The organism is Mycobacterium sp. IDUB_24 (assembly GCF_055419385.1).
In genome coordinates this window covers 79,095-99,485 of record NZ_JBVAXO010000003.1, presented here as the reverse complement: position 1 = coordinate 99,485, position 20,391 = coordinate 79,095, and the positions used below count along the sequence as shown (strand labels likewise).

The following is a 20,391-nucleotide window of genomic DNA, read 5'->3' as shown; positions in this document are numbered from 1 at the left end:
AGGGCAGATGAGCCGCTTGCGCGAAGAGAGAAGACTCCGGTGATGGGGTCGATCACCGTGGTCGGCATCGGCGCCGACGGGATGTCCGGGTTGTCGCAGACCTCGCGTGACGAGCTGGCGAGCGCCACCGTGGTGTATGGCTCGCCGCGGCAGTTGGAACTGCTCGACGACAGCGTGACGTCGGAGCGACGGGAATGGCCGTCGCCGATGCTGCCCGCGCTGCCGACGCTCTTCGGCGATGGCGACGTGCATGTGGTGGCGAGCGGGGACCCACTGCTGCACGGCATCGGCACGACGTTGATCCGGTTGTTCGGCGCGCAGCGGGTGCGGGTGCTGCCGCACGTGTCGAGTGTGACGCTGGCCTGTGCCCGGATGGGCTGGACGGTGCCCGACACCGAAGTGATCAGCCTGGTGACGGCCGAGCCGCACACCGCGGTGCGTCGCGGTGGCCAAGCGATCGTACTGTCCCGCGACGCGCAGACGCCCGCCACGCTGTCGCGTCTGCTCAGCGAATCCGGCCGGGGTGATTCGGAATTGACGGTCTTGGAGCAGTTGGGCGGGCCGGGGGAGCGCCGCCACGACGGCATCGCGGCAGACTGGGCTACCGCCGGTCCGGCCGGAATCGACGATCTCAACGTGGTGGCGGTGGCCTACCGGCCCGACGATCGCCGGGCACAGGCGTTGCCTGACGACGTGTTCGCCCACGATGGGCAGCTGACCAAGCAGTCCATCCGGGCGGTCACCCTGGCGGCTCTGGGGCCGCGTCCCGGGGAACTGCTGTGGGATGTCGGCTCAGGGTCGGGCAGTATCGCGATCGAATGGTCGCGCAGCGCACCGGGATGTGCGGCGGTGGCATTCGAACGCGATGCGCAGCGCCGCGACCGGATCCTCGGCAATGTCGCGGCCTTCGGGGTCCGGGTGGATGTACGGGGTGGCGCCCCTGATTCGTTCGACGGTGCGCCCGAGCCCGACGTCATCTTCATCGGCGGCGGCGTCACTCAACCCGGACTGCTGCAGGCGTGTTTCGACCGCCTGCCCTCAGGTGGGCGGCTGGTGGCCAATGCGGTCACGCTGGAGTCAGAAGCAGTTGTCGCGCAGTGGTATTCGAAGGAAGGCGGCGAGGTGCGGCGTTATCAGCACTACCAAGGCGGGGCGATCGGTGGGTTCACCGGCTGGCGCCCGGCGCTGCCCGTCACCCAGTGGGCGGTGGTGAAGCCATGACGGTGTACTTCATCGGCGCCGGCCCGGGCGCCGCCGATCTCATCACCGTGCGCGGCGCGCGACTCCTCGGCAGCTGCCCGGTGTGCCTGTACGCCGGGTCGATCATGCCCGACGACCTGTTGGCGCTGTGCCCGGCCGAGGCGAAGGTCGTCGACACCGGCCCGCTGAACCTGGACCAGATCATCGACCAATTGGTGGCCGCGGACAAGGCGGGCCTGGATGTGGCACGGCTGCATTCCGGTGATCCGTCGATCTACAGTGCGCTGGCCGAGCAGTGCCGGAGGCTGGACGAGCTGGGAATCACGTACGAGATCGTCCCCGGCGTACCGGCTTTCGCCGCTGTGGCGGCTGCACTGGGCCGCGAGCTCACCGTGCCCGGCGTCGCGCAGACCGTCACCCTGAGCCGGGTGGCCACGCTGTCCACGGCGATGCCCGAGGGTGAGGATCTCCGCACGTTGTCGGCCCCGGGAGCCACGTTGGTGCTGCACCTGGCCGCGGCCCAGATCGACCACATCGTGCCGCAACTCATCGACGGCGGATACCGACCCGAAACCCCTTGTGCCGTGGTGGCATTCGCCAGCTGGCCGCAGGAGATCGTGTTGCGCGGCACGCTCGCCGACATCGCCGCGCAGATGCATGCTGCCGCGGTGACCAAGACGGCGGTGATCGTCGTCGGTGATGTGCTTGCCGCCGAAGGGTTTTCCGACAGCTATTTGTACTCATCGGATCGACGTCGCGGGGCGACCCACTGATGAAAGTTCTGCTGCTCGGCGGCACCGGGGAGGCCCGAGCGCTGGCCGCGGTGCTGCACCCGCAGGTCGAGGTGATCAGTTCCCTGGCCGGCCGGGTTCCGGATCCGGCGCTGCCGGTCGGGCCGGTGCGCATCGGCGGGTTCGGCGGTGTGGCCGGTATGCGGCAATGGCTGATCGACGAACGCGCCGATGCCGTGGTCGACGCGACCCATCCGTTCGCGGCCACCATCACCGCACACGCGGCGCAGGTGTGCGCCGAACTTCAGCTGCCCCATCTGGTGCTGGCCCGGCCGGCCTGGGCGCCGGGAACCGCGATCGTGGTGGCATCGGACCGGGAAGCAGCCGAAACTGTGACGGCCAACGGCTATTCGCGAATATTTTTGACCACCGGACGGTCCGGGACAGCGGCCTTCAAAAACGTCGACGCCTGGTTTCTGATTCGTGCCGTCACCCCGCCCGACCCCGACACCCTGCCTGCCGATCACCAGTTGCTGCTGTCGCGCGGACCGTACGACTACGACGGGGAGTTGGCGTTGCTGCGCGAGCACCGTATCGATGCGCTGGTGACGAAGAACAGCGGCGGCGCAATGACCGAGCCCAAGCTGCGGGCCGCCGAGACGGCGGGGGTGGCGGTGGTGATGGTGGACCGGCCGCCGCTGCCGCCGGGGGTGCACACAGTGGCGACCGTCGAGGAAGCTGCAGGCTGGGTTCGGGTCAAAAGCGCAGGTTGCAGCACCTGACAGCAGTAGGCTCCAGATCGTGGCGGAGACGTCATACGCACCGTGCGGCGGTCTGAGTCTCGCCTATCAGGTATTCGGCGACGGACCCGTCGAGCTCGTCTATGCCGGGTCGTTCGTCAGCCACCTCGAGATGTTCTGGACCATGCCCGAGTTCGAGGCCTTCATGGAGCGGCTCTCCACGTTCTGCCGCGTCCTGCTGTTCGACAAGGCGGGTGTGGGTCTGTCGGATCCCGTCCCTCAGGTGCGCACGCTCGACGAGCGGGCAGCCGAGATCGAGGCGGTGATGGACGCCGCGGGATTCGGGCGTGCTGTGCTGTTCGGGTTGAGTGAAGGCGGCCCAGCGGCCATGTTGTTCGCGGCAACCCGGCCCGAACGCACCCGGGCGTTGATCCTCACCGGCACCTTCGCGTACTCCGGTATCACCGAGTGGGCCGATTTCGACCGTGACCCGTCGGAGCTGCACGCGCGGATCCTGACCGAGATGGGCGCGGAGTACACGCCCTCGACCGGGCAGCTCGACGATTTTCAGGAGTTCGGGCGCGCCAGCGGCTCGGCGTGGGGCACCGGTGCCGCACTCAAACGCTTGCTCCCGGCCGCTGGGTCGGTCCGCCAGCTCGGGATGATCGAGCGGATGAGCGCCAGCCCGGGTATGGCGCGCGCGACGCTCGAAGCGTTGTTCCGGATCGACGTCCGATCCATCCTGTCGACAATCACGACGCCCACCCTCGTCATCCATGCCACCGGTGACCTCGTGCCCATCCAGGGCGGGCGGTATCTCGCCGACCACATCCCGGGCGCGCGAATGCTCGAGGTGGACGGCACCGACCATGCTCCCTGGATCGCCAACCCCGACGAGATCACCAGCGAGATCGAGGAATTCCTCACCGGCTGCCATGCTGCACCGTCGCAGTCGCATCGCGCCCTGCGCACGGTGTTGTTCACCGACATGGTCGCCTCCACACAGCACGCCGCAGCCACCGGAGACGAACGCTGGCGTGCGGTGCTCCACCGGATGGGGGATATCACCGCCGACCTGACCGGTCGATTCGGCGGCATCGTGGTGAAGAACACCGGCGACGGATACCTCGCCACATTCGACGGTCCGACACCAGCCATTCGCTGCGCGGAGGCTCTACGCGATCAGACCGAGACCATGGCCATCGAGATTCGCGCCGCCGTCCACACCGGCGAATGCGAACTGCTGGACGGCGATATCGGGGGAATCGCGGTCCATATCGCGGCGCGCATCCTCGGGCAGGCCGGTGCGGGGGAGATTCTGGTGTCCAGCACCGTCCGCGATCTGGTGGTGGGCTCGGGAACCGGTTTCGAGGACCGCGGCGACGTCGAGCTGCGTGGCGTGCCGGGCACCTGGAGACTTCTGGCAGTCGATCGCCACGGCGCGCGGGCCGGGACAGCGGAGGCGGAACTGGCTTCGGTGCCGACCCCCGGGCCCAGGCCCACGATGCGCCGATCCGATCACGCGATGGCGGTGATGGCGAGGAGAGCGCCTCGGATCATGCGCGGGATCGCCCGGGTAACCCCCCGGGCCAACTTCACCTGACCCCCAAGGATCAGGCGTTGATCAGATCGAGTGTGCCGAGCTCCCGGATCGCCTGGCAGCCGCGCTGCGCCATCACGACCATCATGTCGTCGCCGCGCTCTGTGGAGTTGGCGAATGCGGTGCCGAGCACGGTGATAAGCGGCGCCTGCAGCATTCCCAGACGGTAATCCTGCCAACATGTTTCGCGGTCATATCCGGTGACGCCGTGCGTCAGCAGCCGGTCGTGGTAGGCGTCGACCAGGTCGGCTTCGGCGGCGGCCCGGACAGCGGGATCCAGGCTGGTCGCGGTGAAATACGACAGGTCACGGGCCGGAAGGCCGGAACCGAGGGTCTGCCAATCCACCACGGTGATCCGGGTGCGGTCGGGGTCGAACAGCATGTTGTCCAGGCGGTAGTCACCGTGGAGGATGGCGAACCGGTCCGGTTCCGCCAGCAGCCACGGGGTGACCACCGACATCGCCGCGCGCATGGTGTCCTGGTCCTCGGTGTCCAGGCGGGCGCCGATCTTGTCCAGCGTGATGTCGGCCGCCATCTTGGCGATATCCCCGAAGCCCTTGGCCGAGTCGGGTTCCGGCTTGGGCATGGCGATACCGGGGAAGTTCGCCCAGCGCGGGTCGGCCCAGGTCGGCCCATGGAGATCGGCGAGGGCCAACACGGCCAGCCTCGCCTCGGCCGGTGTGCATCCGGCGATCTGATCACCCTGCTCGGCCGGCGCCATATCTGCCAGTAGCAGGACGAAATCGGCTCCCTCGCCGGCGATCTCGCAATGGTGACAGTGCGGGGTCGGGATCTGCACGTGGTCGGCCACGTTGGTGTAGAAGGCGTGTTCGGAGCGGTAGCCGATGCTGACGCGGTCACGCACGGTCTCGTCCTGAGACGGCAGCTTCACCGCGAAGGTACCGGGCAGGCCGGCGTCGTCGCGGTAGGTGACCGATACCCGGTAGGTGGCACCGGTCTGGCCCGTGCCGATCGGCTCGGTCTGCACTGAATCCACTTCGGCACCAAGGATATTCGACAACCAACCGGCGGTGACCTCGGCGGGCCTGCTCGGGATGGACACCGCGGCCGTCATCGAGATTCTCCGGTTTCGCGGATCGTGCCGTAAATCGTGCCCATCCACATCGCTTCTGCACCTTCCAATAGTTGCCGGCGGGTCAGCGGCCCACCGACGATGATCCGTTCCACCAGACGATCGTTGAGTTCCATCAGCAGGCTGGCCAGCACCCGTGGCTCTGGGCCGTCGGGGGCACGTCCGGCGGCCCGGTCGGCGGCGATCACGGCGGCGACGGTGGGGACGAACGACTCTCGGGCCCCGTTCCACATGTCCCGGACGGCGCTGTTGGCTGCGCGGGCCTCCCACATGGCCTGGAACAGATAGCGGTGTTCCTCGGCGGTCCGCGCCACCGCCTCAAGCGTGTCGCGCACCCGGGATCGGGGCGGCGCAGCGGTGTTGGCCAGGATGGTGTTGGCCGCCAGCAGAGCTTCGTGCATCGGTTCGAGCAATGCGGCCACCGCGGCGGCCTTGTTCTCGAAATAGAAATAGAAGGCCGAGCGTCCCACCCCGGCCTCCCGGGCGACCTCGGCGATGTTGAGGGAGTCGAACCCGGTCTGCCTGAGGTGTTCGTCGAGTGCCGTCAGGATCGCGGTGCGGCGCTGATCGCTGCGTTGCGGTTGCCGACGGTCAACCGGTGACCGCGCGGGTGCGCCCTGTGGTGCCGTCGGCATGGTGGCCGGCCTCCCATTTTCAGAGGGTGTGACGCCGGACACTATCGGTCATTCTGACAGCAGTCAACAAAATTCGACGCAAGTCAGCGCTGAGGTCAGCCGGGGTATTGGCGCGGGGTGAACACCCGGTCCTCGGTGGCGTCGCCGGCGGCCAAACCGGTGTACCACTGCGTCTGCGACGAACCGACGATCAGCATGGTGCGCATATCCACCTGAGCCGGATCCAGATCGGCCAGTCGCACCACGGACACCCGCTCGCCGGGGCCGGCCTGGGCGCCGGAGACCGCACGTGCGACCACCACCGGGGTGCTCGGGTCGCGATGCTCCAGCAGCAACTCGCGCATGGCGCCCACCTGCCAGGTCCGCGACTTTGACGCCGGGTTGTAGATCGCCAGTGCCAGATCGGCCTTGGCTGCGGCGGTGAGACGCTCGGCGATCACGTCCCACGGCTTGAGCCGGTCGGACAGGGAGATCACCGCATAGTCGTGCCCGAGGGGGGCGCCGACCCGGCTGGCGACCGCTTGGGCCGCCGTCATCGCAGGGATCACCCGGACCTCTACGCCGGGCCACTGTTTGGCCTCTTCGAGTACCGCAGTCGCCATCGCGAAGACGCCGGGATCGCCCGACGAGACCACTGCGACGGTGCGGCCTTCCTGGGCCAGCTTGCAGGCCAGCTGGGCGCGGGCGGGCTCATCGGTGTTGTCGCTGGCGTGGTGATGCTGCCCGGCACGGGCTCCCACCCGATCGAGGTACGGGCCGTAACCGATCAGATCGGTGGCAGCGGACAGTTCGCGGCGGCTCTGCGGGGTCATCCAGTCCGAGTCACCCGGCCCGAGGCCCACGACCACCACACTGCCCTGCGATGAGGTGGACCGCGAACGCCCGGGCACCATCGCCAGTGAGAAGTACGGCACCTTGATCTCGTCGCCGGCTTCGCCGTCATCGCCGCCGACGTCGCGGGCCGGCGACACCCGTTGCCGATCGGTGCTGGCCCGCTCGACGTAGTACGCCTCATCCAGGCGTCCGGTCGACGACAACGCCTCGCGCACGCGGCTGTACGAGCGGCCCAGTTTCAGCACAACGGCCGCGTCGGTATCGGCCAGGCGGCGCTCCAGTTCCGCGGTGGGCAAGGTGCCCGGCAGGATCGTCAGCACGTCATCGCCTTGCACCAGTGGGGTACCGGTGGCAGCCGAGGCCGCGCTCACCGACGTGACGCCGGGAACGATGACGGCGTCGAACCGCTCGGTGAGGCGGGTGTGCATGTGCATGTAGGAGCTGTAGAACAGCGGATCACCCTCGGCCAGCAGTGCCACGTCGCGGCCGGCCTCCAGGTGTACGGCAATGCGGTCGGCGGCGGCGGCGTAGAAATCTTCCATTGCGCCGACGTAGCCGCCGGGATGCTCGGTGGTCTCGGTGGTGACGGGATACACGAGGTGTTCCTCGAGCTGGCCTTCCCGTAGATAAGGCTCGGCGATACCTCGGGCGATGCTCTTGCCGTGCCTGGCGCTGTGGTAGGCCACCACGTCGGCAGCACCGATCAGCCGGGCCGCCTTGACGGTCACGAGCTCCGGGTCGCCCGGGCCCAGCCCGACGCCGTAGAGGGTTCCGCGGGTTCCACGTTCTGTCGCCGTTGTACTCACTCGTGCTCACTCGCAATCGAATTGACGGCGGCCGCGGCCATGGCGCTGCCACCGCGCCGGCCGGTCACCACCAGATAGGACATGCCACGCGGGCGCTCGATCAGTTCCTGCTTGGATTGCGCCGACCCGACGAAACCGACCGGTCCGCCCAGCACCGCCGCCGGGACGGGCGCGCCCTCGTCGAGCAGTTCCAGCAGCCGGAACAGCGCCGTCGGCGCGTTGCCGATCGCCACTACCGCGCCACCGAGGCGGTCGGCCCACAAGTCGACGGCGGCCGCCGAGCGGGTGAATCCCAACTTCGCCGCCAACTCCGGGGCGCGGGGATCGGCGACCAGCGAGACGACCTCGTTGTCGGCGGGCAGACGAGATCGGGTGATCCCGGCCGCGACCATCGATGAATCGCACAGCACCGGGGCGCCGGCGGCGAGCGCGGCATGCGCCCTGGTCACGACATCGTCGGTGTAGGACACATGATCGGCGACATCCACCTGGCCGCAGGTATGGATCAGCCGGACGACCACCCGCGACACATCGTCGGGGAAGCGCGACAGGTTCGCCTCGGCGCGGATAGTCGCGAATGACTGCCGGTAGATCTCGGCGGCGTCACGGATGTAGTCGAGCACGCGCATACCCTACGGGGGCGCGATACGCAGCCGGTATCCGTCCTCGGTGGCGATCAGGACCTCGGCGGTGGCTGGCCTGCCGCAGGCCCGCTCGCAGCCGACGAAGTGGCGGTGCGCCTCTGTGGGGCTGCGGACCGCCTCGGCGGCGTCGGCACGCACATCGGTGGCGGATTTGGCACACCCGGGGCTGCCGGTACAGGCGCTGACCCGCAGCCACGGCGAGTTCTCGTCGAACACCAACCCCAGTGGTGCGAGCACGCGCAGGGACGCGTCCGCGACGCCGTCGGTGACGTCGCACACCAGCACCGAACGCCACGGGGTGATCACCAGCGGAGCCTCGATCGCGGCGAGGAATTGGGCGGTCCGGGCCTGCAGTACCCCCAGCGGCACGGCCGCTCCCAGTGTCACCCGCTCGTCGCGCTGCTCGATCCAGCCGACCGGCGGCGTCACTGTCGGTGGCCAGGTGGCTCCGGCCTCGGCATCGGCGGTCAAGCCGTCCAACAGCGCCGACAAGTCATCGAGTTCGGTTATCCGCCAGGCATTTCCGCGGATCTCGACAAATCGTCTGGCCACTGTGATCAACGTGGCGACCGCGTCACCGGTGTCCAGTCGGACCCCGGTGTCGCGCCCGGCCAGCAGCAGTGCGTACCGGCCGTCGTCCCGCGCGTGCACACCGGCGTCGGCGTCGATCCCGGACACGTCGCCCCGCCCGTCGTCCAGGCTGAACCAGAACCTGCCGGGCAGCCCGGCCAGGGACGGGTCGGCCTGGATGGCCTCGTCGAGCTCGGTGACCAGGGAGCGGATGTCGATGACGCCGCCGGAACGCCCGGACAACGGCGAGGCCACGATGTTGCGGGCCCGCTCATGTGTCGGTGACGGCAGCAGACCGGCGCCGGCCAGTGCCGTCGCGGCTGCGTCGGTATCGGTCACTGCCCGGATCTGGATGTTGCCGCGAGAGGTCAGTTCCATTGCGGGAGAGCCGAACTGCTCAGCCACTTCGGCCAGCGCCGTCAATTGGGCGGCGGTGACCATCCCGCCCGGGAGTCGAATCCGCACCAGGGCGCCGTCGGCGGCCTGGTGCACCGTCAGTGCGCCGGGGCAGGCGTCCTGATCGCGGGTCCTGGTCATATCGACCGCCATCTTACTTTCACTGTCGTCTGTGACATCGGTCACAGGCTCGGAAACCTGTTCGGTCGCTTACAGATCGGCGATTTTCGGCGCCGTCGGTCGTACCGTTTAGGAGCATTCCCGGGACCACCGGTACCGGGAAGTTTTAAAGCTTGACCATAGGCTCTGATGAAAGGAGCAATCGATGCTCGCATTCGGTGCGTTCACTGCATTCGTCCTGGTGCTGGTTGCGACGGCGGGCTCGCCGTACCGGCAGTCATGGCACAACCGGTTCGGCGAAACCCAGCCCTGACCCGGCCTGTCCGTACACACCGGCTACCCCGATCGGGTAGCCGGTGCGGTACGAATGGGGGGTGTTTGCTCCCACTGTCCTGCTGCTGTCGACTTCGGACACCGATCTGATCACTGCCCGCGCCAGCGGGGCCCGCTATCGCTGGGCCAACCCGTCACGGCTGGTCAGCGGTGAGCTCGAGGAGCTTCTCGACGGTGCTGACATCGCGGTGATCCGCATCCTCGGCGGTTACCGGGCCTGGCAGGACGGCATCGACACCGTGGTGGCCAGTGGCCTGCCGACGGTCGTGGTCAGTGGTGAGCAGTCGCCCGACGCTGAACTGATGGGACATTCGACCGCCCCGCAGGGTGCGGCCCTGCAAACCCACATCTACCTCGCGCAGGGTGGTCTGGAGAACCTGGCGAATCTCCACTCGTTCGTTTCCGACACCCTGCTGATGACCGGATTCGGCTTCGCGGCCCCGGTGGCCACCCCGAGTTGGGGTGTCCTGGAGCGCCCCGCCGTCGCCGCTTCCGCTGGACCGACGGTGGCCGTCCTCTACTACCGCGCCCAGCAACTGGCCGGGAACACCGCTTACGTCGAGGCGCTATGCGATGCCGTCGAGCAGGCGGGCGGCCGCGCGTTGCCCGTGTTCTGCGCGTCTCTGCGCACTGCCGAACCCGAACTCCTCGAGCTGCTCGGCACCGCCGACGCGCTCGTCACCACCGTGCTCGCCGCCGGAGGCGCCACCCCGGCAGCGGTCGGCGCCGGCGGCAACGACGATTCATGGAACGTCGCTCACCTTGCCGCACTGGACATTCCGATCCTGCAGGGACTGTGCCTGACCAGTTCCCGGGACCAGTGGTCGGACAATGACGACGGGATGTCGCCGCTGGACGTCGCCACGCAGGTCGCCGTTCCCGAGTTCGACGGCCGGATCATCACGGTGCCGTTCTCCTTCAAGGAGATCGACTCCGAAGGGCTGATCTCGTATGTGGCAGACCCCGAGCGCTGCGCCCGAGTCGCCGGCCTGGCGGTGCGTCACGCCCGGCTGCGATCCGTTCCCGCTGCGGAAAAGCGCGTGGCCGTGGTGTTTTCGGCCTATCCGACCAAGCATGCCCGCATCGGCAATGCCGTCGGCCTGGACACCCCGGCCAGCGCGGTCGCGCTGCTGCGCGCCATGCGCGATGCCGGTTACGACATCGGTGAGGCCGCCGCGCCGGGTGACCTCGCCAAGATCGGCGGATCCGGCGACCTCGCCACGATCGGCGGATCCGGCGACCTCGCCAAGATCGGCGGATCCGGCGACCTCGCCACAATTGTCGCCTCCGGCGACGGTGACGCACTGATCCACTCCCTGATCGAACGCGGCGGGCAGGATCCGGACTGGCTCACCGACGAGGCGCTGGCAGCCAATCCGATTCGGGTCCCCGCCAAGGACTATCGAGCCTGGTTCGCCACCCTGCCGGCCGAACTCGCCGACGCCGTTGTGAAGCACTGGGGCCCACCGCCGGGTGAGCTCTTCGTCGACCGCAGCCGTGATCCCCAGGGGGAGATCGTCATCGCGGCCATCCAGGCCGGCAACGTGGTGCTGATCGTGCAGCCGCCCCGCGGCTTCGGGGAGAACCCGGTGGCCATCTACCACGATCCCGACCTACCGCCCAGCCACCACTATCTGGCTGCCTACCGCTGGCTGGACTCCTCGTTCCCCGATTCGTTCGGTGCGCACGCGGTGGTGCATCTCGGCAAGCACGGCAACCTGGAATGGCTGCCCGGCAAGACGCTCGGCATGAGCGCGGCATGCGGCACCGACGCGGCGCTCGGCGACCTACCGCTGATCTATCCGTTCCTGGTCAACGATCCAGGGGAGGGCACCCAGGCCAAGCGCCGAGCGCACGCGACCCTCGTCGATCACCTCATCCCGCCTATGGCGCGCGCCGAAACCTACGGTGACATCGCGAAACTCGAGCAGCTGCTCGACGAACACGCCAACGTCTCGGCCCTCGATCCCGGCAAGCTGCCGGCCATCCGCCAACAGATCTGGACGCTGATGCGGGCCGCCAAGATGGACCACGACCTGGGCCTGGAGGATCGCCCGGACGAGGACTCGTTCGACGACATGCTGCTGCACGTCGACGGGTGGCTGTGTGAGATCAAGGATGTCCAGATCCGCGACGGCCTGCATGTGTTGGGGCAGAAGCCCTCCGGTTCAGGCGAACTGGACCTGGTGCTGGCCATCCTGCGCGCCCGGCAGCTGTTCGGCGGTGAGCAGACCGTGCCGGGCCTGCGTCAGGCACTGGGGCTGATCGAGGATGGCAGTGACGAGCGTACGGCCGTTGACGCCGCCGAGGCCGGCGCGCGTGAATTGGTGGCGGCGCTGCAGGAGTCCGGTTGGGACGCTTCTGCGGTGGAGAAGATCACCGACAACCCGGAGGTGGCCCGGATCCTGCGGTTCGCCGCCACCGAGGTGGTGCCCCGGCTGGCCGGTACCGCGAGCGAGATCGACCAGGTGCTGCGCGCCCTGGCCGGCGGCTTCATCGAATCCGGGCCGTCGGGATCGCCGTTGCGCGGCCTGGTCAACGTGCTGCCCACCGGGCGCAACTTCTACTCGGTGGATCCCAAGGCGGTCCCGTCGCGGCTGGCCTGGGAAACCGGTGTGGCGATGGCGGATTCACTGTTGGAGCGTTACCGCACCGATTACGGCCGCTGGCCGCAGTCGGTGGGCCTGTCCGTGTGGGGGACCTCGGCCATGCGCACTGCCGGCGACGACATCGCCGAGGTACTCGCCCTCTTGGGTGTGCGCCCGGTATGGGACGACGCCTCGCGCCGGGTGGTGAACCTGGAGCCCATCGACCTCGCCGAACTCGGCCGGCCGCGCATCGATGTCACGGTGCGCATCTCCGGGTTCTTCCGTGACGCCTTCCCGCACGTGGTCACCATGCTCGACGATGCGGTGGCGCTGGTGGCCGGCCTCGACGAGTCGGCCGAGGACAACTACGTGCGCGCTCACTCGCAGGCCGACCTGGCCGAACACGGCGATCAAAGGCGGTCCACCACAAGGATTTTCGGGTCCAAGCCGGGAACGTACGGCGCGGGTCTGCTGCAGCTGATCGACAGCCGCAACTGGCGCGACGACGCCGACCTGGCCGAGGTCTACACGGCATGGGGCGGATTCGCCTACGGCCGCGGACTTGACGGCGCACCCGCTGCCGATGACATGAACCGGGCGTACCGGCGAATCGCGGTGGCAGCCAAGAACACCGACACCCGCGAACACGACATCGCCGACTCCGACGACTACTTCCAGTACCACGGCGGCATGGTGGCCACCGTGCGGGCGTTGACCGGGCAGGCCCCGGCCGCCTACATCGGTGACAACACCCGCCCCGACGCGGTCCGCACCCGCACGCTGTCCGAGGAGACCAACCGCGTCTTCCGCGCCAGGGTGGTCAACCCGCGCTGGATCAACGCGATGCGCAGGCACGGCTACAAGGGCGCCTTCGAGATGGCGGCCACCGTCGATTATCTCTTCGGATACGACGCCACCGCACACGTGATGGCCGACTGGATGTACGAACGGCTCTCGGCTGAGTACGTACTCGACGACGAGAATCGCAAGTTCATGTCCGAATCCAACCCGTGGGCATTGCACGGTATGGCAGAGCGACTGCTTGAGGCCGCCGGCCGCGGTATGTGGGCCCAGCCCGAGCAGGCCACCCTCGACGGGCTCCGGCAGGTGCTGCTGGAAACCGAAGGTGAGCTGGAAGGCTAGGGGGCGGTAGATGTCCGGCGGGCAGTAGATTCAGCGCATGGCTCTCACCTTCGCCGATGTCGCCAAGGCCAACTACGTTCTGCTGACCACGTTCACCAAGGACGGCAGGCCCAAACCGACCGCGATCTGGGCCGCGCCGTCAGCCGACGGGCTGGTGGTGATCACCCAGGAGTCGTCTTGGAAGGTCAAACGGATCGGCAACACGCCGCGGGTGACGGTCGCGGCGTGTGACGTGCGCGGCAATCCCAAGAGCGAAGCGGTCGAGGCCGTCGCGGAGATCCTGCCCAAATCGGCCAACGGCGCCACCTACGACGCGATCGGCAAGCGTTACGGTCTGCTGGGCAAGACGTTCAACGTCTTCTCCAAACTGCGCGGCGGCATGCAGAACAACGTTTCGCTCCTGCTGAAGCCAGTGAACTGAGATCGAACCTGTCAGGAACCGAACCGCCCGCCCAACCGTTGACCGAGCATGGCAAAGCGGCTGTTTCTGATCTATCTCCTGGTCGAGATGGCGGTGATGGTCGCCCTGGTGACGACCATCGGGTTCGGCTACACCGTGCTGTTGCTGTCGGCGTCGTTCGTGATCGGGCTGGCATTGGCGGGTTCACAGCTCAACCGGCACATCCGCCGGCTGCGCACGGGCCTCTCAGGTGGCCTGTCCGATGCTCATGGAGCCGTGTCCGACAGCGTGCTGGTAGCCCTGGGCACCGTGTTGGTGGTGATTCCCGGACTGGCCAGCTCGGCCGTCGGCGCACTGTTGCTGCTGCCGCCCACGCGGGCGGCCGCGCGGCCGGTACTCACGGGTCTGGTCGCCCGACGGATGCCGCTCATAGTCGCGGCGCCCGCCGGTTTCGGCGCAGCGACCGGTGCCGCCGGTTATCCACGGGGGACAGGCGACTACATTGACGGCGAAGTAATCGACGTTTCCGACGATGTTCACGACGTCGATCCGTTCCGCCTGCCTCCCAAGGCCTAACCGCCAGCCGAACAGTTTGACCACACTTCTGATCAACGGGCGCATCCACAGCCCCAGCTATCCCGACGCGACGGCACTCGCCGTGCGCGGCGGGGTTGTGGCGTGGCTGGGTACCGACGAAGTCGGCCGGTCACAGTTTCCCGACGCGGAGATCGTCGACCTCGACGGCGGGTTCGTCGCCCCGGCATTCGTCGACAGCCACGTGCATCTGACCGCCACCGGGCTGAATCTGCACGGCCTGGACCTGCGCGGGGCCACCTCGCTGCCAGACTGCCTGCGGCTGCTGGACGAATACGCCCGTCGGCATCCGGACGGGCCGGTGTGGGGGCACGGATGGGACGAGTCGGGCTGGCCGGAGCGCACCGGACCGAGCACCGGGGATCTCGATGGGGTGCTGGGGAACCGGCCCGCCTATCTGGCCCGGGTGGACGTGCATTCGGCCGCCGCCAGCACCGCACTGCGCCGCTTGGCGCCTGCGCTGGCCGAGGCGGCCGGGTTCGATCCGCAACGCCCGCTGAGCGCCGAGGCGCATCATTTGGTGCGCGCGGCCGCGCGTGAGCAGCTGACCCGGCAACAACGGCATGACGCCCGCGTTGCGGCACTCGATCACGCGGCCGCGATGGGGATCGCCGCGGTCCACGAGTGCGCGGGGCCGCAGATCGGCGGCCTCCTTGACTGGCAGGAACTGCAGGCTCTGCAGCACGGTGTCGAGGTCGTCGGTTACTGGGGCGAACCGGCCCACGACGCCGAGCACGCCCGCCACCTGCTCGCCGAGACCGGGGCGCGCGGTCTGGCCGGAGACCTGTTCGTCGACGGTGCCCTCGGCTCACACACCGCATGGCTGCACGAGCCCTACCACGACGCTCCGGATACGTGCGGCAACCGCTACCTCGACGCCGACGCCGTCACCACGCATGTCCAGGCCTGCACGGAGGCCGGGATCCCGGCCGGATTCCACGTGATCGGTGATGCCGCTGTCGCCACGGTCGTAGACGGTTTCCAGGCCGTGGTGGAGCGGCTCGGGGGTCCGGCAGTGGCGCGCTGCGGTCACCGCCTGGAGCATCTGGAGATGGTCGACGCCGAGCAGGCCGCTCGATTGGGCGCCTGGGGCGTGATGGCGAGCATGCAACCCAACTTCGATGCCCTGTGGGGCGGAGAAGACGGCATGTACGCCCAGCGTCTCGGGCTTGACCGAGTTCACCGGCTCAACCCGTTTGCGCTGTTAGCATCCGAAGGCGTGCCCCTCGCTTTCGGCTCAGACACCCCGGTTACCAGCATGAATCCCTGGCAGACCGTGCGTGCCGCGGTGTCGCACCGTAGCGCGGGCAGTGCCATTTCGGCTCGTGCAGCGTTCGCTGCGGCCACCCGCGGAGGCTGGCGGGCCGGCGGGGTGCGCGATGGCGTCACCGGGACACTCACCCCTGGTGCCCCGGCCAGTTACGCAGTCTGGGAGGCCGACGACCTGGAGGTCAGCGCGCCGGCCAACGCCGTCCAGCGGTGGTCCACCGATCCGCGATCACGGGTTCCCGCACTGCCGCGGTTGGCGCCCGATGCCGCGCTGCCGCGCTGTCGTCAGACTGTTCACCGGGGTGTCGTCATCCATGGGCAATGACCGTCCCAGAGACAAATCGGGCCGCCCGCGACCGGTGAGCCCAGGCCGCTCGCGGCACGATGGCCCAGGCCGCTCACGGCCGAAACCCACCGAGATCACCGACGTGATCCCAGCCATCGAGGACGACGAGCTCGCCGAACTCGACGCGCTCGACGACGAGTCATTCGACGAACTGGACGAGGGAGTCACCGGAGATCCGGTGGCCGACATCGATCCCGACGAGGAGCCCGAGGAGCTCGAGTACCGCCTGACCGCTGCGGGCACACCTGACCGTTGGTCCGTGGTGACCGTCTGGGCGTCGCGATTCGGACGCGCCGCGGCGCGGCGTTGGGCGCAGTTGAGCGCTGCGGCCGGCGGAGGACTCGCGTTGTGCCTGAGCTACCCGCCGACCGGATGGTGGTGGGCGGCCTTCGTCGGAGTGGCGTTGATCGGCTGGGTGCTGACCCTCGAATCCACCACCCGGGCCGGCGGCTTCGGCTACGGATTCCTCTTCGGCCTGACGTTCTACATCCCGCTGCTGCCGTGGATCAGCGGTCTCGTCGGCGCGGTGCCGTGGCTGGCACTGTCGGCCATGGAGGCGCTGTTCTGCGGATTCTTCGGCCTGGCGGCGGTCGTCGTCAGACGATTGCCGGGCTGGCCGTTGTGGTTCGCCGCGTTGTGGGGCACCCAGGAATGGCTGAAATCCACCGTGCCGTTCGGCGGATTCCCTTGGGGAGTACTCGGATTCGGCCAGACCAACGGGCCGCTGCTGGCCCTCGCGCGCTGGGGCGGCGCGCCGTTGCTGTCGTTCGCGGTGGTACTCGTCGGCTTCAGTCTGACGCTGCTGGCGCTCGAGATCGTGCAGTGGTGGCATCACGGCCACAAGCCGGGCTTCCCGGCGCCCGCGGTCATGCTGCCGGGTCTGAGCATCACCGTGGTGCTGCTGGCCACTGCACTGCTGTGGCCGCAGGTTCGTCATTCCGGAACCGGCGCGGGCGATGAGCAGACTGTCACCGTCGCCGCCGTGCAGGGCAATGTGCCGCGGCTCGGGCTGGAGTTCAACGCCCAGCGTCGTGCAGTGCTCGACAACCACGTGAAAGAGACGCAGCGACTGGCCGACGACGTGCGCGCGGGCCGGGCACCGCAGCCGATGTTCGTGGTCTGGCCCGAGAACGCCTCCGACATCGATCCCTTGGCCAATGCCGACGCCGCGGCCCAGATCACCGCGGCGGCCGACACCATCGGCGCACCGATTCTCGTGGGAGCCGTCACCAAGGCCGACGGCTACACCGCGGACAACCCGGTGGCCACCAATACCGTGATCGTCTGGGATCCCGAACACGGGCCCGGCGAGCGTCACGACAAGAAGATCGTGCAGCCCTTCGGTGAGTACCTGCCGTGGCGCAGTTTCTTCCGGCACCTGTCGTCGTATGCGGACCGGGCCGGCTACTTCGTGCCGGGTCAGGGCAACGGCGTCGTACACGCGGCCGGCGTGCCGATCGGGGTGACCACCTGCTGGGAGGTGATCTTCGACCGGGCCGCACGAGAATCGGTCCTGAGCGGTGCCCAGGTGCTGACGGTGCCCACCAACAATGCGACGTTCGACGAGAACATGAGCGCTCAGCAGTTGGCATTCGGCAAACTGCGGGCCGTCGAGCACGATCGCTACGTCGTGGTCGCCGGGACCACCGGGATCAGTGCGGTCATCGCGCCGGACGGACGTGAGTTGGCTCGCACCGAGTTCTTCCAGCCTGCCTATCTGGACAGCCAGATCAGGCTGAAATCAGAGCTGACGCCCGCCACCGAGTGGGGACCCACCTTGCAGGTGGTGCTGGTCACGATTGGATTTGGGGCGTTGCTGGCCGCAATACTGCACAATGGAGGGTTCGTGCAAAGAATGTTGAGGCGTCGCACCGGCGAAGGCCCGCGACGATGAAGGAGCCACATGACAGTCTCTGGTGAGGGAGCGCAGCGGCCGGGGGAATCCAGCCCTCGCCGGGACGGTGAACGCCCGAGTCAGCGCACCCTGGTGATCATCCCCACCTACAACGAGCGGGAGAATCTGCCGCTGATCGTCGGGCGTGTGCACCACGCCAGCCCCGAGGTGCACATCCTGGTGGTCGACGACGGCAGCCCCGACGGCACCGGCAAGCTGGCAGATGAGCTGGCCCTGGCCGACCCGGATCGCGTACACGTGATGCACCGGACCAGCAAAGCGGGCCTGGGCGCGGCCTACCTGGCCGGTTTTGCCTGGGGTCTGGGTCGCGGGTACTCGGTCCTGGTCGAGATGGACGCCGACGGCAGTCACGCGCCCGAGGAGTTGAACCGGCTGCTGGACGCGGTTGATGCCGGCGCGGATCTGGCGATCGGTTCGCGCTATGTCTCCGGCGGCACCGTGCGCAACTGGCCGGTCCGACGGTTGGTGCTGTCGAAGACCGCCAACACCTATTCGCGGCTCCTGCTGGGTGTCGGTATCCACGACATCACCGCCGGGTACCGCGCGTACCGGCGCGAGGTGCTGGAGAAGATCGACCTGTCCGCGGTGGATTCCAAGGGCTACTGCTTCCAGATCGACCTGACCTGGCGCGCGATCAACAACGGGTTCAAGGTCGTCGAGGTGCCCATCACGTTCACCGAACGTGAGCTCGGGGTCTCCAAGATGAGTGGTTCCAACATCCGCGAGGCGATGTTCAAGGTCGCGGAGTGGGGGATCCGTGGGCGCCTGGACCGCGCCCGAGGCGTGGTGCGCTAGCTGAATACGCAAAAACCGCGATATGCCCACGAAGGGCATATCGCGGTTTTTTATGCGAGGCTCAGCTGCCGCGACGCTTGGTCTTGATCAGGTCGAGGCGCTCCTTGAGGAGCTCCTCGAGCTCTTCGACGGAGCGACGCTCCAGCAGCATGTCCCAGTGGGTACGCGGCGGCTTGACCTTCTTGGGCTCCGGCACGTCGCCGTCGATCAGCGTGCCCTCCATGCCGTTCTTGCAGGGCCAGGTGCCGGGAATCTCGGCGTCGTCGGCGAACGGAACGTCGAACACCTCGCCGTTGTCCGTGCGGTAGCGCGCGACCTGACGCGGTGCAAGGTCGTGGTTGCGGTCGGTCTCGTAGCTCACGGCTCCGAGGCGACTGCCTCTCAGGACGCGATCAGCCATCGTCAACACTCCTTGTTCGGCGTTTTGTCCGGATATATCAACGCTGCACGGCGTTGCCAAGTTCCCGACTCGACCATTGATGATACGCGGGTCAGGGCACACGGCCGTCTACAGTCGTGACCCATGGCGATCGGGAACCGCAGACGCGACCGTCCACAGCCGTGTCGGTGGTGCGGGCGTGAGGTCGCCGATGCGCAGATGGGCCGCCGTCGCCAGTACTGCAGACAATCCTGCCGGCAGCGGGCCTATGAACAACGCGCCATGGTGAAGGGCACCTCGCTGGCGCCGGATTCGGTGGTGCTCACCGCCGACGAGGCCGCCCAACTATCCGACCGGGTGTATCAGGTCAGGTGTGCGGCCGAGGATGTCGCGATCGCGGTCGACGAGGGCGCCGGGTCTGACGAGTTGCGGCAGTTGTGTGACGCGCTCTTGCAGGCTGCAAAGGCCGCCGACGGCTGGCGTTAGTCGGGCGGGCAGCTGAGCTGTCGTCCGACGCCCACCGGCGGAGGCACCGGCTTGAGGCAGCCCAGTGGTTCGACGCCCGACGAGTTCAGCAGCACCGCGGACTGGTGCGCGTAGTTGACACACACCAACGTGGTGTCATCGGCCCGGCACCGGTAGTCGCCGAAGGCCAGCGACTTGCCCGCGGCCAGTTGCGCGCCGTCGCCGTAGTTGAATCGCCCCGGGTCGCCGTGCAGTGAGCCGATATCCACCGTCTCCCCGGCGAAATCCACCCAGCCGGGAATCCACTGGCCCTCGACGTCCGACGGCTTCGAGGGGAGACCGTCGGCCTTGATCAGGCAAGCCAGTTGGCCTTCGACGTTCTTGTCGGTGGCACAGCGCGCGGTGCCCGAGGGCACGACGAACGCCACATCGTCACCGAGATTGGTGGACTGGCCCTCGCGGGTTGCAGTGTGGAAGCCGGATGGATCGGCCGGGGTGCCCGCCTCGACCCACTTGATCACCCGGCTCATCGGGGTGCCGGGGGCCGGTGCGGTGGTGGGCAGTGGCGAGGTCGTCGTCGGGGTCGACGTGGGGGTCTTGATGTGCGGGGCGCCGGCCGGCATCGACATCCGGGGCTGCGAGCTCGGCTGCGTCTCGTGCCCCCCTCCCGGTGAGCAGGCCGCCACGAGCGCCGCCAAAAGCGCAGCAGCCCCAACAGTCACAGCGATTCGCATACCCGCAAGGCTAGCGGTCGCATGCCACGCCCACCGCCTGTCGGCCCCCCGTGGTGTTGTT

General features: G+C 68.2%; 18 protein-coding genes. 11 read left to right on the top strand and 7 right to left on the bottom strand.

The features are described from left to right. Positions 1-42 precede the first annotated feature (42 nt). The 4 genes from cbiE to ACZYZF_RS12930 are packed head-to-tail and all read left to right on the top strand — an operon-like array spanning position 43 to position 4,274. Positions 43-1,221: a precorrin-6y C5,15-methyltransferase (decarboxylating) subunit CbiE gene (cbiE, locus tag ACZYZF_RS12945; RefSeq protein ID WP_463746832.1), complete on the top strand. Its 1,179-nt coding sequence runs from the start codon at positions 43-45 to the stop codon at positions 1,219-1,221. Further along, positions 1,218-1,973, top strand: a complete 756-nt coding sequence (gene cobM / locus ACZYZF_RS12940) for a precorrin-4 C(11)-methyltransferase (RefSeq protein ID WP_463746833.1) — start codon at positions 1,218-1,220, stop codon at positions 1,971-1,973. The genes cbiE and cobM overlap by 4 nt, the downstream gene beginning before the upstream one ends. Next, positions 1,973-2,713, top strand: a complete 741-nt coding sequence (locus tag ACZYZF_RS12935; RefSeq protein WP_463746834.1) for a cobalt-precorrin-6A reductase — start codon at positions 1,973-1,975, stop codon at positions 2,711-2,713. The genes cobM and ACZYZF_RS12935 overlap by 1 nt, the downstream gene beginning before the upstream one ends. Before the next feature lie 19 nt (positions 2,714-2,732). After that, positions 2,733-4,274, top strand: a complete 1,542-nt coding sequence (locus ACZYZF_RS12930) for an adenylate/guanylate cyclase domain-containing protein (protein WP_463746835.1) — start codon at positions 2,733-2,735, stop codon at positions 4,272-4,274. Between the two features lie 10 nt (positions 4,275-4,284). Here the strand turns inward: ACZYZF_RS12930 and ACZYZF_RS12925 are convergent, their stop codons facing one another. The 5 genes from ACZYZF_RS12925 to cobG form a co-directional block, all read right to left on the bottom strand. Further along, complete coding sequence (locus tag ACZYZF_RS12925) at positions 4,285-5,346, bottom strand: phosphotransferase family protein (protein ID WP_463746836.1); 1,062 nt, start codon at positions 5,344-5,346, stop codon at positions 4,285-4,287. Continuing rightward, on the bottom strand, positions 5,343-5,999 hold the full coding sequence (locus tag ACZYZF_RS12920) for a TetR/AcrR family transcriptional regulator (protein ID WP_463746837.1): 657 nt from the start codon (positions 5,997-5,999) through the stop codon (positions 5,343-5,345). The genes ACZYZF_RS12925 and ACZYZF_RS12920 overlap by 4 nt, the downstream gene beginning before the upstream one ends. A 95-nt stretch (positions 6,000-6,094) precedes the next feature. Then, the gene (locus ACZYZF_RS12915) at positions 6,095-7,639 is read right to left on the bottom strand and encodes a precorrin-2 C(20)-methyltransferase (RefSeq protein WP_463835933.1); all 1,545 of its coding nucleotides are present in this window, start codon (positions 7,637-7,639) and stop codon (positions 6,095-6,097) included. Next, positions 7,636-8,262, bottom strand: a complete 627-nt coding sequence (locus tag ACZYZF_RS12910; RefSeq protein WP_036451160.1) for a precorrin-8X methylmutase — start codon at positions 8,260-8,262, stop codon at positions 7,636-7,638. Before ACZYZF_RS12910 ends, ACZYZF_RS12915 begins: the two co-directional genes overlap by 4 nt. A 9-nt stretch (positions 8,263-8,271) precedes the next feature. Further along, positions 8,272-9,390 (bottom strand): precorrin-3B synthase, encoded by a 1,119-nt coding sequence (gene cobG / locus ACZYZF_RS12905; protein ID WP_463746839.1) that lies wholly within the window; start codon positions 9,388-9,390, stop codon positions 8,272-8,274. Between the two features lie 353 nt (positions 9,391-9,743). Here cobG and cobN point away from each other — a divergent pair, with 353 nt between their 5' ends. Genes cobN through ACZYZF_RS12875 form a run of 6 tightly spaced genes read left to right on the top strand, consistent with a single transcriptional unit; the run spans position 9,744 to position 18,752 of the window. Continuing rightward, positions 9,744-13,433, top strand: coding sequence for a cobaltochelatase subunit CobN (cobN, locus tag ACZYZF_RS12900; protein WP_463835932.1), 3,690 nt, complete (start codon positions 9,744-9,746; stop codon positions 13,431-13,433). A 37-nt stretch (positions 13,434-13,470) separates the two neighbouring features. Then, on the top strand, positions 13,471-13,854 hold the full coding sequence (locus ACZYZF_RS12895; protein ID WP_463746841.1) for a PPOX class F420-dependent oxidoreductase: 384 nt from the start codon (positions 13,471-13,473) through the stop codon (positions 13,852-13,854). A 48-nt stretch (positions 13,855-13,902) separates the two neighbouring features. Next, on the top strand, positions 13,903-14,409 hold the full coding sequence (locus ACZYZF_RS12890; protein WP_463746842.1) for an FxsA family protein: 507 nt from the start codon (positions 13,903-13,905) through the stop codon (positions 14,407-14,409). Positions 14,410-14,425: 16 nt separating this feature from the next. Then, positions 14,426-16,021, top strand: a complete 1,596-nt coding sequence (locus tag ACZYZF_RS12885) for an amidohydrolase (RefSeq protein ID WP_463746843.1) — start codon at positions 14,426-14,428, stop codon at positions 16,019-16,021. After that, entirely contained in the window at positions 16,011-17,936 is a 1,926-nt protein-coding gene (gene lnt / locus ACZYZF_RS12880; RefSeq protein ID WP_463835931.1) for an apolipoprotein N-acyltransferase, read from the top strand. Before ACZYZF_RS12885 ends, lnt begins: the two co-directional genes overlap by 11 nt. 9 nt (positions 17,937-17,945) lie before the next feature. Beyond that, a complete protein-coding gene (locus ACZYZF_RS12875) occupies positions 17,946-18,752 on the top strand; it encodes a polyprenol monophosphomannose synthase (protein WP_463835930.1) in 807 nt (268 codons plus the stop codon). Between the two features lie 61 nt (positions 18,753-18,813). On the opposite strand, the gene ACZYZF_RS12870 is transcribed toward ACZYZF_RS12875, so the two are convergent. Continuing rightward, positions 18,814-19,152: an RNA polymerase-binding protein RbpA gene (locus tag ACZYZF_RS12870; RefSeq protein WP_454790612.1), complete on the bottom strand. Its 339-nt coding sequence runs from the start codon at positions 19,150-19,152 to the stop codon at positions 18,814-18,816. 123 nt (positions 19,153-19,275) lie between these two features. Between ACZYZF_RS12870 and ACZYZF_RS12865 the strand changes: the two genes are divergently transcribed. Next, complete coding sequence (locus ACZYZF_RS12865; protein WP_454790611.1) at positions 19,276-19,617, top strand: hypothetical protein; 342 nt, start codon at positions 19,276-19,278, stop codon at positions 19,615-19,617. On the opposite strand, the gene ACZYZF_RS12860 is transcribed toward ACZYZF_RS12865, so the two are convergent. Next, positions 19,614-20,330: a hypothetical protein gene (locus tag ACZYZF_RS12860; protein ID WP_463835928.1), complete on the bottom strand. Its 717-nt coding sequence runs from the start codon at positions 20,328-20,330 to the stop codon at positions 19,614-19,616. The two genes, ACZYZF_RS12865 and ACZYZF_RS12860, sit on opposite strands and share 4 nt — an antisense overlap. Positions 20,331-20,391: the final 61 nt, after the last annotated feature.

Coding starts and splice junctions, on each gene's coding strand:
- cobM (WP_463746833.1), top strand. CDS start 1,218: ATGACGGTGTACTTCATCGGCGCCGGCCCGGGCGCCGCCGATCTCATC.
- ACZYZF_RS12935 (WP_463746834.1), top strand. CDS start 1,973: ATGAAAGTTCTGCTGCTCGGCGGCACCGGGGAGGCCCGAGCGCTGGCC.
- ACZYZF_RS12890 (WP_463746842.1), top strand. CDS start 13,903: ATGGCAAAGCGGCTGTTTCTGATCTATCTCCTGGTCGAGATGGCGGTG.
- ACZYZF_RS12870 (WP_454790612.1), bottom strand. CDS start 19,152: ATGGCTGATCGCGTCCTGAGAGGCAGTCGCCTCGGAGCCGTGAGCTAC.
- ACZYZF_RS12860 (WP_463835928.1), bottom strand. CDS start 20,330: ATGCGAATCGCTGTGACTGTTGGGGCTGCTGCGCTTTTGGCGGCGCTC.
- ACZYZF_RS12875 (WP_463835930.1), top strand. CDS start 17,946: ATGACAGTCTCTGGTGAGGGAGCGCAGCGGCCGGGGGAATCCAGCCCT.
- lnt (WP_463835931.1), top strand. CDS start 16,011: ATGGGCAATGACCGTCCCAGAGACAAATCGGGCCGCCCGCGACCGGTG.
- cobG (WP_463746839.1), bottom strand. CDS start 9,390: ATGACCAGGACCCGCGATCAGGACGCCTGCCCCGGCGCACTGACGGTG.
- ACZYZF_RS12925 (WP_463746836.1), bottom strand. CDS start 5,346: ATGACGGCCGCGGTGTCCATCCCGAGCAGGCCCGCCGAGGTCACCGCC.
- ACZYZF_RS12865 (WP_454790611.1), top strand. CDS start 19,276: ATGGCGATCGGGAACCGCAGACGCGACCGTCCACAGCCGTGTCGGTGG.
- cbiE (WP_463746832.1), top strand. CDS start 43: ATGGGGTCGATCACCGTGGTCGGCATCGGCGCCGACGGGATGTCCGGG.
- ACZYZF_RS12895 (WP_463746841.1), top strand. CDS start 13,471: ATGGCTCTCACCTTCGCCGATGTCGCCAAGGCCAACTACGTTCTGCTG.
- ACZYZF_RS12920 (WP_463746837.1), bottom strand. CDS start 5,999: ATGCCGACGGCACCACAGGGCGCACCCGCGCGGTCACCGGTTGACCGT.